The organism is Pseudomonas neuropathica, assembly GCF_051174785.1.
Lineage (GTDB): Bacteria > Pseudomonadota > Gammaproteobacteria > Pseudomonadales > Pseudomonadaceae > Aquipseudomonas > Aquipseudomonas neuropathica_A.
In genome coordinates, this window is sequence record NZ_CP195111.1 from 6,326,395 (window position 1) to 6,339,180 (window position 12,786).

Below are 12,786 nucleotides of genomic sequence, written 5' to 3' on the forward strand. Positions count from 1 at the left end.
TGATATCTCAGTACGCGCGGCATGAAACTTTCGATACCGGGTAAATACCGATGAGCACGATCCATGATCAGGCAATGAACTATGTCTACCAGCAAGTATTGCAACGTTTGCTGAGTTTTTTCTCCCGCGCAGAACGCACGGCGCTGCAGTTGCTGATCCAGCGACTGGCAGTGGCCGCCGGCGGTATGGAGAACATCGGTCATTTCAAGGTGCTGGTGAACCAGTCAGGGTCGCGCGACAGTTGTTATACGCTGGCATTGCTGCGGGCGGCGCAGCTGACCATCGCGGGGCGGTCACCGGCGACTTTTCAGTTGCGGGTGGCCACGCTGCGCTGGAACGGCAGCAGCCAAGCGTCGCTGCAAAACATGCACCGTAGCTACAGCGCATTGTTTCTGTATGACGACCCGCGTGTGGAGCTGGTGATGGTGAATCACCGCGAGGTTTTACCGTTTGATCATCAGGCCCCCATCGGCGACGCCGGTCGTGAGGCCAATCGCATCAACCTGCTGCTGATCGGGCATCGTCGCACCTGGAATGAGCCGCTGGAACTATGGGATGACGCTTACCTGGCCACTGCCGAGTTCTACGGGCAGGTGGCCCGCTGGAACAATGGCGTTGATGCGATGATCGGCAGTGAGTCCGCGCGTCGGCAAAACCACTTCCTCGACGGTCTGGGACGGGCGGTGCAGAAAGCTGCGATTGCCGGGCCGCAGGCGGCTTCTGTCGGCTTTGAAATGCTGTTCCCGCTGCTCGACGGGTTGGGCGGCGATTATTACCGCGAGTTTTACCCCGAAGACGAGCGGGTAACCTGGCGGCCAGAAGGTCAGTTTGAAGCCTGCCGGCGTACCAGCTTTATCAGTATCAACGACATGATTGTCGGCAAACTCGAAGAGCGCTGGCCGTTGCTGAGTGACTTTCTGGGTTTTCAGGCTGATGACCTGACGCTTTATCAAGGCGATGATGAGCACGCAGAACCCGTGGTGGCCGCACATCTGCAAGGTTTACAGGCGCAATTTATCGAAGGTCGGACCTATGAGGCCGGCGTCGGCGATTATCTGAAAAACAGCCTGAAAACGATGCGGCAAAAGCAGGTCCCCGAACCCGTTTGCGAGCAGTTGCTGGCGAGCTTCGGCAATCTGCAGGAACCCGAACATCTGCGTATCCAGGCAGAAAGCGCCCTGTCGGCCAGTTTCGATCTGAATGAAATCCAGCTGACGTGCCTGATGTTTGCACCGTTCATCAACAGCGGCGCCGGGCTTGAGCGGTTCCTGCGTAATTGTCACCCCGGCATGTTGGTGGCATTACCGGAGCTGCACCGGGCCATGCAGGGCTTGCATGCGCCGGAACAGGTCATGAAGTGGATGACAGACGTCAGTGGTCTGCCCGTCAGATTGATTGTGCGTCTGTACAAAATGGGCCCGATTCGTATGCCCGCAGCCAGCGACGCGGCTTCGAACAACGAAGGTGAGCACAGCGCGGGTACCGAACCGGCAGTCGACCGATCGGCAGAAGGTTGACCGTGAGCCACTTGCAGGGAGCTAAACCCATGCCCACGGATGCGGGCTCGTGAAAGCGTCGAGGGAGAACGACTTCGTTTATCAGGCGGTGTATCGATATCTGACGTTGCTGATAGACGAGGCGGGGAGTGGTGCGGCGGTGCGCTTGCCCTCACTGCGTCAACTGGCTGATCGACTCAACGTGTCGATCTCGACTGTGCAGTACGCCTATTCGCTGCTGGAAAAGGAAGGCCGGGTGTATTCGGTCGCCAAGTCCGGTTACTACGCACAAGCGTTGCACATGATGGATTCACCGGAAAGTGGCAGTGATTTGCTGGAAACCGTTTATGTCAACGCAAGGCGCCCGGGCATGTGCGTGCTCAGCGCTGATGAACCGGCCTCATTGCAACCGCTCGACAGCCCGTTGTTAATGCTGGAACGCGAGCTACTGCGCCAGTATCCGCGCCAGCCGCAAGCGCTGGTACAACCCTGCGGCGAGCTGGAGTTGCGTACGGTACTCGCCGCACGCTACACCTCGTCAACGGCCAACTATTGGCGTGCTGATGACGTTTACATTGGCGCAGATCTGCGTGGTGTGCTGGAAATACTGATTTCAGTGCTGGAGTTGCGTCGGGCCACCGTTATCGTGGAATCGCCCTGTGACTGGGTAATTTTACGTCTGCTGGCCGCCGCCGAGGTGCGTGTCATCGAGTTACCACTGCTCGCCGGCGGCGTGATTGATCCACAGCGGCTGGAGTCGCTGCTCAAGAGCGAGTCGGTACGGCTGATTCTGTTGTCGTCAGCGTTGAGCATGCCCCGGGGCAGCCTGTTACCGCTGGGTAACCAGCAGACAATTGCGCATTTGCTCGGGCGTCATGGCACCTGGGTGCTGGAAAACGATTGTTACAGCGAACTTCACGAAGGCGGGGCCCCGCAACGGTTGCGTGACTGGCTGGATCCTGACCGTGTGCTGGTGTTTTCCACGTTCGAGAAATTCATCGGCGCCGAGGCACCTTTCGGTTTTCTGCTGTCACGCCATTGGCGCAATGAGTTGCAGCGGCATTTTCTGTTGCGCGCGTTTCGCTTGTCGCCGATCCGCCAGAAAGCCATTGCCAGACTATTGGGTGGAGGCCGGCTGGATCAGCATTTATTGGTATTGCGGCGAATGCTCAAGGAGCGTCGTACGCAATTGATCGAGTTGTTGCGCGAGCGACTTGGCGATGCGGTGCAGATTGTCGAACCCGAGGGCGGGGCGACCGTCTGGGTACGCTCGTTACGTCCGGTGAACATGGGCCATGTGTTTCAGCACCTGCTCAGGCAGCAGATCATTATTGCGCCGGGCGAGTTGTTCAGCCTGCAAGGTCTGCATGCGCAGCATCTGCGTTTGAGTTCGCTGAGCCATGGCGAGCATGATCTGGCCAGCGTGGTCGGGTTGCTCGGTGACGCCTTGCGCCTGGCACCCGGTGATTAACGTTAAAAAACATCGGGAGAGTGCCGGATAGATCCCATCGCACTGCGGTCAAACTGCCAGTAAACTGCGCTCTATTCCTGAACCACTCTATTTCAGAGGTTTTGCATGACACTCAGTCCTTTTGCGGGCAAACCGGCACCGGCAGAATTGTTGGTCGATATCCCGCGACTGGTAACGGCCTACTACACGGGACAGCCCGACGCCTCGATTTCCACTCAGCGTGTCGCGTTCGGTACATCCGGACACCGGGGCAGCTCGTTCGACTTGAGTTTCAACGAGTGGCACGTTCTGGCCATCAGTCAGGCGATCTGCCTTTACCGCGAAGCCCAAGGGATCACCGGACCGCTGTTTGTCGGCATCGACACCCATGCACTGTCGACCCCGGCCGGGGCCAGCGCGCTTGAAGTACTGGCGGCCAACGGTGTGACCGTGATGATCGCCGAAGGTGATGAATACACGCCGACCCCCGCCATTTCCCACGCCATTCTTTGCTACAACCGTGGCCGCACTTCGGGTCTGGCGGACGGCATCGTCATCACGCCGTCGCATAACCCGCCGCAAAGCGGTGGCTACAAATACAACCCAACCAACGGCGGCCCGGCCGACACCCACATCACCAAGTGGATCGAAGCCAAGGCCAACGAACTGCTGGCCAATAAGCTGGCAGGGGTTAAACGCATCAGCTACGAGCAAGCCCTCAAGGCCAGCACCACCCATCGTCACGACTACGTGAACACCTACGTGGCCGACCTGATCAACGTGATCGACTTCGACGCCATTCGGGACGCCAAACTGCGTCTGGGCGTTGATCCGCTGGGTGGAGCAGGGGTGCGCTACTGGTCGGCAATTGCCGAGCATTACCGTCTGGACCTGGATGTGGTGAATAAGGAAGTCGATTCGACCTTCCGTTTCATGACCGTCGATTGGGATGGCCAGATTCGCATGGACCCGTCGTCGAGCCACGCGATGCAAGGCCTGATCGGCCTGAAAGAGCGCTTCGACGTCGCTTTCGCCTGCGATCCTGATCACGATCGCCACGGCATCGTGACGCCGTCCGGTGGTTTGCTCGCGCCGAACAACTATCTGGCGGTGTCGATCGATTACCTGTTCCAGAACCGCCCGCAATGGCGCGCGGACGCTGGCGTGGGTAAAACCGTGGTCAGCAGCGGTTTGATCGATCGCGTTGCCAAGCGTCTGGGTCGTCGTCTGTACGAAGTCCCGGTCGGTTTCAAATGGTTCGCTGACGGCCTGTTCGATGGCTCACTCGGCTTCGGTGGCGAAGAGAGCGCGGGCGCATCGTTCCTGCGCAAGGACGGTGGCGTGTGGAGTACCGACAAGGACGGTCTGATTCCGGCTTTGCTGGCCGCCGAAATGACCGCACGCACCGGCCGCGATCCGAGCCAGGCCTATAAGGCATTGACCGATGAGCTGGGCGAACCGTTCTCGGTGCGCGTCGACGCCAAGGCCAATCCGGAGCAGAAAGCGCTGCTGAGCAAGTTGTCGCCTGCACAGGTCACTTCGACCGAACTGGCCGGCGAGAAAATCCAGAGCATTCTTAGCCATGCACCGGGCAACGATCAGGCAATCGGCGGTCTTAAGGTGATGACGGAAAACGGCTGGTTCGCCGCGCGTCCGTCGGGCACTGAAGACATCTACAAGATCTATGCTGAAAGCTTCATCAGTGACGACCACCTCAAGCAACTGGTCGTCGAAGCGCAGACGCTGGTGGATGGCGCCATCTCCGTCTGATGATATTGTCAAGCGCATAAAAAAGGGGCAACCGTGATGGTTGCCCCTTTTTTTGCCTGCGTTTCAAGCCATCAAGCCAGATCTACCAGGACGATTTCGCTGTCTTCAATGGCCGTAACGCTCAACACTCGCTCATGCGCCACTGCCACACCGTCACGGGCTTGTGCACGCAAACCGTTGACTTCAATCACGCCGGTGGCCGGTACCAGATACGCGCGACGGCCTTCATCCAGATGATATTCCGCAGTTTCCCCTGCCTTGAGATTGGCCGCGACCAACCTGGCATCGGCGCGAATCCGCAGGCTTTGATCATCGCCATGCTTGCCGCTGGCCAGGGTGACAAAGCCTTCACGCTGCCCTTTGGGGAACGGCTTTGCGCCCCACGATGGCGGTGCGCCGGTTTCCGACGGCAGAATCCAGATCTGGAAGATCTTGGTGTCTTTCGCTTCCAGGTTGTATTCGCTGTGAGCGATGCCGGTGCCCGCGCTCATCACCTGGACGTCGCCAGCCTCGGTGCGGCCCTTGTTGCCGAGATTATCCTGGTGAGTAATCGCGCCTTCACGGACATAGGTGATGATTTCCATGTCGCGGTGTGGGTGCTGCGGAAAGCCAGTTCCCGCCGCGATCACGTCATCGTTCCACACCCGCAAGTTGCCCCAGTTCATGCGCTGCGGGTCGTAGTACTCGGCGAACGAAAAGTGATGATGGGCATCCAGCCAGCCGTGATGGGCACCGCCCAGCGAGCTGAAGGGTCTGAGTTCAAGCATGATCGTCTCCTCAAAAGGTTCGTCATGGAGTGCGATGAGTTGCACCCGACGCGACACCGGTGGTTTATGACAGCGATCATCTATCAGTTAACTATCGATAAAAAGCGTAAAAAGTGCGGCATTACCATCGAAAAAACTGATAAGGAAAGGCTCGAAAGTATCTCATCCAACCTTCACTTCATCGCCTAAACCAATGACCTGTAAGCATTTCGCTAGAACTGCGCGGCAAATGCAGACACCATAGTCGCAACAGCCTTGCACACTGGAGCCATCAGCGTGGCGCAACACACACCCGATCTTCCCCCTGAACTTCGCCCTTTGGCCGAGATGCCCTGGTTCAAACGTCTGGCAGCGCGCTTCTTCGGCCACGGTTTGACCCGGCTGCGTGCGCAGCACCGTGCATCGTGGTTGCACGGTCAGGCCGATGGCTTTCGCAGCGGGCATACCGCTGGCGTCGAATATGGCTTTAAGGAAGGCAAGCTTGAGGGGCTGGAAGAAGGCCGTCAGGTGCTGCTGATCCGTGACAGTCGTAACACTGAACACCGACCGCCCAGCGTCGATAACCATCTGTTTGACGATTGGCGCTTGCCGCTGACGGCCGAGCTGAAAAAGCGCATGAAGGCGGATGTCGCCCGTTTGCTGCCGGAGCACGCTCAGCCGAGCGCCGCGCAGTGGAAGATGATTTTCAGCGAAACCCCGTCAACCTCAGTGATAGCTGGCGCAGGCGCGGGCAAATCCACCACGCTGGTGCTGCGCATCCTCTTGCTCAACCACTATCTGGGTTTTGAGCTGGACTCGATGACCGTGGTGACCTTCACCCGCGAGTCGCGCAAGGATTTCATCAATAAACTGATTGAGCTGTTCGCGCTCTGGGGGCAGGCGCTGAACCTGCGCCAGGCACGCGATCTGGTGCGTACCTTCCACTCGCGCATTTTGCCGATGGTGCGCAGCTTGCCGGGTTTCGAACGTCTTCAGGCCTTTGAAAATCTCAGTCACCGCGCACAAGGTGATGAGCAGGAGGTCGACAGTAACCCGTTCGACCTGCGCATCAACGATGCACAACGCCAGCAACTCAACGCCTGTTATCACCGCTTGTTCAATGACGACGAACGTTTCCGCCAATTGATTCAGCCGTTGTCCCGAGCGGGTTTGCAACTCAAGGAACTGGAGCGTGATCACCCCGACGTGCAGAAGCGCGTAGCGGTGACGGAACTGGCCTCCCGGCGCGACGAAGAGCTGTGCGATGCCATCGAAGATCTGTGGTTCCGCGCCGGTGCATGGCCGATCAAGGGTATTGAGCCGAACCGGCAGAGTTTCGACATCAATGGCGCAAAATTCCATTGCCATGGCTACATTCCAAGCCTGGATGCGTGGGTGGTGCTCGGCTTCGATCCGAGGGAAAACCCGCAAACCAGCCGGCCAAACGCCAAGCTCAGTGTGCGCGCCGAGTGGGCTGTGAAGCGCACCCTGTTTCAAGCTTTCTGTCGTAAGCCTTTGATTTGGCTGGATAGTTACGAGTCATCGAAGCGCGTTCTGGCAACATTGGCGGGTGATGCCAGCGCCGGGCCGGGCTTTGATTACAAGGTCAAAGGTGAACTGGCTTCCGCGCCGTTGCTTGACTGTTTCGTGGCGGCGGCAGGCTTTATCGAGAACCTGGGCCTGGATGTGCCAGACGCGGTCGCTCGCATGAGCTTTGCCAAGGACGACCCGGACCGTTTCTTCTTTGAGGCCCTGAGTCTGTTCTGGCGGGCATTTGAAGATCATCTGCTCGATCAGAAACCGCCGATCATGACCTACAACCGCATGTTCGCGCTGTTCAGCGAGCACTCGCCGGAAAACCTCAAGCTGCTGAGCGATGAGTTGCTCAGGCCGCTGTCGCACCTGATGATTGATGAGTTTCAGGACGTATCGCCGCAGATCGTTTCGTGGATTCGCGCCAGCCTCACGGAAATCCGCAGCCGTGGCCCAGCCATGCATGTCGGGCGGGGCGCGCAGCGTTCATCGTTGTTGTGCGTAGGTGATGACTGGCAGTCGATTTACGGCTGGCGCGGCAGTTCGCCGAGTTACTTCATGGCGTTCGACAAGGAATTCCCGTCGCCGAGCACCACGCGGGTGATGCTCAGTGACAACTATCGAAGCCATCAACACATCATTGATGCGGCTGAACACATCGTTCGCGCCGCGCCAGCGATCCCGGGCAAAAAAGCCAAGGCCAGCGGTGCGCCCAAGCCGTTGCAACCGGTCAACGTGCTGGAGCGCGACGATCAGGCTCTGGGACAGCGCCTCGCCGAGCACTACCGTCAAGGTCATTCGATCTTGATGCTTTATCGAAAAAGCAGCGATAAGTTATTGATTGAACAGCATATTCAGTCAGTAGTTAATGTTGATTCGAGCTTGCCGTACGAAGCGCGGCGCCTGAAACAACTGACCTACCACAGCGCCAAGGGCTTGCAGGCGGATGCGGTGTTTTTGCTCGGTGACTGTCAGCACCTGACCAGTTCGCCCTACAAGAACCAGGTCTACCGCATGGCAGGTTTGGGCAAGTCGGGCGACAGCGAGCCGTATGACAGCGCGCAAAAGGACGAGATCCTGCGCCTGGCCTACGTCGGTATCACCCGGGCAGTCAGCCATTGCTACTGGTATGTCGAACCGCAGGAGGCGCAAGCGGTGAACATGCCTAGGGCGTCCGACCGAGTGGCCAAGGGCAAGCCGTTTTTCGTTGATCACCGTGTCACCAAACAAACCGCATAGGCACAAAAAAGCCCACAGAGATGTGGGCTTTTTGTTCTAAATCAAAAGCTTATGCGTAGCTCCTGAGAGACTCTGGAGGTATGAACGCTTCCAGCTCGTCCTCCACAGCCTCGATGATTCGTTCGACATCCGCCGCATTCATCACCGTCGCACACGGGATGCCAGCAATGGCGATCATCGTTTCGCCACTGGCACGATCGAACAGACGGGCGATCATGCTGCCCGGCGCGTCCATCGTCGCCTCGAAACCCATGGGATGAAAATGCCAGCGCATCAACTGGCATGCGTTGGGAAAGGTGACTTTGCTTGACCCTTTATTCATGTGTTGCCCGCCTTCTTCATCGAGCGCTTCCGTTTGCTCATGTTAGGTGGGAAGAGCCTTCATTGGCTCAACCGGTGACTGACGTTAAAAGTAGCATCTGCATGTGAAATTCCTGTGAGATTTTTCAGTTCATTTTGCGATTGCTTCGCATTTTTTGATGTAAGTCACGGCCTACGCAATCGTCGCCAAAGTGCCACTACTGATTAGTTATTGAAGGCCGTGCCGAACTTGGGCAAGCTCGGCTCTTTTGCGCCGAGCCCTTTATGCACGCCGACGATGACGGCCCAGAACAGACCCAGGCCACGGCGGCCACGGTCATGCGCTATCACCTGAGCTGGAAGCACCGCGACCTCGACAGCGTCATGGCGCTGTATCACCCGGACATCCAGTACAACGATTTCTTCCAGAACCGCGTGCTCGGCCTCGACGAGTTGCGCGAGTACGTGCGCGTCAGCATGCCGCGTGAATCCGACGAACTGCTTGAGCATTGCGATCGCATTCGCGTCGACGGCAACACCGCGTTCATTCAATACGAAGTGACTTTGCGTGGCGGCGACGGGCTGGTGTCGTTTCGCTCCAGCGAGGCGATCACGGTCAAAGACGGGCTGATCTGGCGCGTCAACGAATACGCTTCGTTGGTGCGCACGCAAACTCATGGCCCAACCTCTTCAGGCCAGCGCCCGGCGGTCAGCCGCTTGGGCCTGTCGCCGCGCCAGTTAAGCTTCATGGCTGAAGACCTGCAGCAGTACTTCGAAAAACAGCAGCCGTATCTCGACCCTGAACTCGACCTGCAACGGGTGGCGAAGGAGTGCGGGTACAGCCGCAATCAGATTTCCTATCTGCTCAATCAGGTGCTCGGGCAAAGCTTCTATCGCTACGTCAATCAGGCGCGCCTGCAACATCTGCTGCGCTCGCTGGATAACGCCACGCCGCCGCTGCGCATCGATGAGCTGGCCTTCGCCGCCGGTTTCAATTCGTTGTCGGCGTTCTACAGCTGTTTCCGCCAGCACACCGGCCAGTCGCCCAAGGCCTACGCCAAACAAATTTCTTTGCGGGCACGCGCGCAAGACATCGACTGAGCACAGCCACTAGGATCGACGCCATCGAAGGTTTTCAGTGGCGGAGTCTTGCATGCCGGCGTGGCGCACTATCAGTTTGTGGATGGATCAACTCGATGAGCCGCTGACCGCGCGGCCCGGGCTTGAGCGAGATCTGGACGTCGACGTGGCGATCATCGGCGCGGGCTACACCGGACTGTGGACCGCGTACTACCTGAAGAAACTGGCGCCCGGCCTCGACATCGCGATTGTCGAAGCACAGACCGCCGGTTTCGGTGCTTCCGGGCGCAATGGCGGCTGGCTGATGGGCAACCTGCTCGGCGAGGATCGTTTGCTGGCGGGGCTGTCGCCAGAGCAGCGCCGCGCGTCCTTCGACCTGCTGCACAGCATTCCCGATGAAGTGGAGATCGTCCTCGAACGCGAAGGTATCGACTGCGATTACCGCAAGGGCGGCGTGCTGTATTGCGCGGCGCGCTACCCGGAGCAGGAAGCCAGCCTGCGTGAATATCTGGCCAAACTGCATGCCCAAGGCCTGACCGATAACGATTACCGCTGGCTCAGCCCCGAACAACTGGCACAGCAGATCCGTGTGGCCAAGCCTTATGGCGGAATTTACGCGCCACACGTGGCGACCATCCACCCGGCAAAACTGGTGCGCGGTCTGGCGCGCACCGTGCAGAACATGGGCGTGAAAATCTACGAAAACAGCCCGGTCACGCACTGGCAGTCGGGCAGCTTGCGCACCGCCAAAGCCAGCGTGCGCAGTCGCTGGATCGTGCCGGCCGTCGAAGGTTATTCGGTGACTTTGCCGCCGTTGGGCCGTTATCAATTGCCGGTGCAGAGTCTGATCGTCGCCACCGAGCCCTTGTCTGCCGCGACCTGGGACGAAATCGGCCTCAGCCGTGGTCAGGCATTCAGCGAGTTCAGCCGCCAGGTCACTTACGGCCAGCGCAGTGCCGACAACCGGCTGATCTTCGGAGCTCGTGGCGGTTACCAGTTCGCCAGCAAGCTGCGCCACAACTTCGATCTGACCCGCGATGAAGTTGAATTGCGCCGTTATCTGTTCGGCGAACTGTTCCCGCAACTGAAAAACGTGCAGATCACCCACGCCTGGGGCGGCAACCTTGGCATGTCGCGGCACTTCAAGCCGCACATGCTCTGCGATCGCACCAATGGCATCGCGCTGTCCGGCGGTTACGGCGGGGAGGGCGTCGGTGCGAGCAATCTCGGCGGTCGCACCCTGGCCGACCTGATTCTTGAGCGCGACAGCGAACTGGTTCGCCAGCCATGGGTGCTGCCGGAAGGCGGCATTCATGCACTGCGCGCCTGGGAGCCGGAGCCGTGCCGCTGGCTCGGTTACAACGCAATCATCAAAAGCTTTGTCCACGAAGACCAGACCCTGGCCAACCCGGCGACCGCGCCATGGCGGCGCAAACTCGCCAGCCAGGTCGCCGGCTTCATGGAAGGTTTCATGCACTAAACGCCGATTTACTTCAAGAAAGCCCAAAAAACAGGTCAGACCATGAGCATTACCCAGTTCAAAAACACCGCGACATTGCAACTCGACGAGTCCAATCCGGTGGCCGTGCCGCTCGGCGAACCGGTCGCCATTGCTTCGACCACCAGCGTCGAGCGCGATGACGGCGTCGAAACCGGCGTCTGGGAATGCACGCCCGGGCGCTGGCGCCGGCAGATCACCGCGCAAGAGTTCTGCCATTTCATTTCCGGGCGCTGCACGTTCACCCCCGACGGTGGCGGCGAAACCCTGCACATACAAGGTGGCGACGCACTGATGTTGCCGGCCAACACGCTCGGTATCTGGGATATCCAGGAAACCGTGCGCAAGAGCTACGTGCTGATTTTCTGATTGTTTGATCCTTTGATTGCCTGCCAACAAAAAAGAAAACCCACACAGGAATCGATCCATGATCCGCAAGACCCTCGCTCTGGCACCGCTGATGCTCGCCGTTTCCCTTGCTCAGGCAGCGGAAACGGTCAAGGTTTACAACTGGTCCGACTACATCGCGCCGGACACCACCAAGAACTTCCAGAAAGAGACTGGCGTGGGTGTTACCTATGACGTCTACGACAGCAATGAAACCCTCGACGGCAAGTTGATGACCGGCAAATCCGGTTATGACGTGGTGTTTCCGTCCAACCACTTCATGGCCCGGCAGATTCAGGGCGGGGCGCTGAAGAAACTCGACAAGAGTCAGTTGCCGAACTGGAAGAACCTCAATCCTGTGCTGCTCAAAGCGCTGCAGACCAACGACCCGAACAATGAACACGGCTTTCCGTACCTGTGGGGCAGCACCGGTATCGGCTACAACATCGCCAAGGTCAAAGCCGTGCTGGGCGACAACGCGCCGGTGGATTCCTGGGACCTGATCTTCAAGCCCGAATACATGGAAAAGCTGCAGAAGTGCGGCGTAGCGATCCTCGACAACGGCCCGGAATTACTGCCGGCGGCGCTCAACTACCTGGGTCTGCCACACCACAGCAAAAATCCCGAGGACTATAAAAAAGCCGAAGCGCTGCTGATGAAAGTGCGGCCGTATGTCAGCTACTTCCACTCCTCGAAATACACCAGCGACCTGGCCAATGGCGACATTTGCGTGGCGGTCGGTTTCTCCGGCGACATCCTGCAAGCCGAGAACCGCGCCAAGGAAGCGAAAAACGGCGTCGACATCGGTTACGCGATTCCCAAGGAAGGCGCGGCGATCTGGTTCGACATGGTCGCCATGCCCGCCGACGCCCCGGACGAGAAGGCCGGTTATGCGTTCATGAACTACCTACTGCGCCCCGACGTCATGGCCGGGATTACCAACTACGTGCATTACGCCAATGGCAACGAACAGGCGGACGGCCTGATCGATCCGGCGATCAAGAACGACACCAAGGTTTACCCGAGCCCGGAAATGATGGGCAAGCTGTTTGCGCTGGAGGCGATGCCGTTGAACATTGACCGGATCCGCACGCGGGTGTGGAACAAGATTCGCACCGGTAGCTGATCACTCAGGCAGACCAAAATCCCCTGTGGGAGCGAGCCTGCTCGCGAAGGCGTTCGCTCAGACAACATTGATGTTGAATGACCGACCACTTTCGCGAGCAGGCTCGCCCCCACAGTGTCTTTCAGCGTTTAAAGGGTTGATATCAATACACTGGCATCGCA

General features: G+C 58.7%; 10 protein-coding genes and 1 pseudogene. 9 read left to right on the forward strand and 2 right to left on the reverse strand.

Annotation, left to right across the window (positions count from 1 at the left end):
- Nucleotides 1-50: 50 nt before the first annotated feature.
- From ACRRSD_RS28380 to pgm, 3 genes are all read left to right on the forward strand, one after another.
- Nucleotides 51-1,517: a hypothetical protein gene (locus tag ACRRSD_RS28380; RefSeq protein WP_435036514.1), complete on the forward strand. Its 1,467-nt coding sequence runs from the start codon at nt 51-53 to the stop codon at nt 1,515-1,517.
- A 49-nt stretch (nt 1,518-1,566) separates the two neighbouring features.
- Entirely contained in the window at nt 1,567-2,967 is a 1,401-nt protein-coding gene (locus ACRRSD_RS28385) for a PLP-dependent aminotransferase family protein (RefSeq protein ID WP_435036515.1), read from the forward strand.
- A 105-nt stretch (nt 2,968-3,072) separates the two neighbouring features.
- A complete protein-coding gene (pgm, locus tag ACRRSD_RS28390; RefSeq protein WP_435036516.1) occupies nt 3,073-4,716 on the forward strand; it encodes a phosphoglucomutase (alpha-D-glucose-1,6-bisphosphate-dependent) in 1,644 nt (547 codons plus the stop codon).
- A 71-nt stretch (nt 4,717-4,787) separates the two neighbouring features.
- Here the strand turns inward: pgm and ACRRSD_RS28395 are convergent, their stop codons facing one another.
- Nucleotides 4,788-5,483 carry a pirin family protein gene (locus ACRRSD_RS28395; protein WP_435036517.1) on the reverse strand — a complete coding sequence of 232 codons (696 nt, stop codon included), beginning with the start codon at nt 5,481-5,483 and terminating at the stop codon, nt 4,788-4,790.
- 276 nt (nt 5,484-5,759) lie between these two features.
- On the opposite strand from ACRRSD_RS28395, the gene ACRRSD_RS28400 reads away from it, so the two are divergent.
- Entirely contained in the window at nt 5,760-8,234 is a 2,475-nt protein-coding gene (locus ACRRSD_RS28400; protein WP_435036518.1) for a UvrD-helicase domain-containing protein, read from the forward strand.
- 49 nt (nt 8,235-8,283) lie between these two features.
- On the opposite strand, the gene ACRRSD_RS28405 is transcribed toward ACRRSD_RS28400, so the two are convergent.
- Entirely contained in the window at nt 8,284-8,556 is a 273-nt protein-coding gene (locus tag ACRRSD_RS28405) for a DUF1652 domain-containing protein (protein WP_034154176.1), read from the reverse strand.
- Between the two features lie 263 nt (nt 8,557-8,819).
- Between ACRRSD_RS28405 and ACRRSD_RS28410 the strand changes: the two genes are divergently transcribed.
- From ACRRSD_RS28410 to ACRRSD_RS28430, 5 genes and pseudogenes are all read left to right on the forward strand, one after another.
- A complete protein-coding gene (locus ACRRSD_RS28410) occupies nt 8,820-9,635 on the forward strand; it encodes a helix-turn-helix domain-containing protein (protein ID WP_435036519.1) in 816 nt (271 codons plus the stop codon).
- Between the two features lie 52 nt (nt 9,636-9,687).
- Nucleotides 9,688-11,094 (forward strand): NAD(P)/FAD-dependent oxidoreductase, encoded by a 1,407-nt coding sequence (locus ACRRSD_RS28415; RefSeq protein WP_435036520.1) that lies wholly within the window; start codon nt 9,688-9,690, stop codon nt 11,092-11,094.
- A gap of 42 nt (nt 11,095-11,136) precedes the next feature.
- Complete coding sequence (locus ACRRSD_RS28420) at nt 11,137-11,481, forward strand: cupin domain-containing protein (protein WP_093431317.1); 345 nt, start codon at nt 11,137-11,139, stop codon at nt 11,479-11,481.
- A 58-nt stretch (nt 11,482-11,539) separates the two neighbouring features.
- On the forward strand, nt 11,540-12,625 hold the full coding sequence (locus tag ACRRSD_RS28425) for a polyamine ABC transporter substrate-binding protein (RefSeq protein WP_435036521.1): 1,086 nt from the start codon (nt 11,540-11,542) through the stop codon (nt 12,623-12,625).
- A 25-nt stretch (nt 12,626-12,650) separates the two neighbouring features.
- Nucleotides 12,651-12,740, forward strand: a pseudogene (locus tag ACRRSD_RS28430) (metal ABC transporter ATP-binding protein); the annotation flags it as partial.
- Between the last annotated feature and the right edge of the window lie 46 nt (nt 12,741-12,786).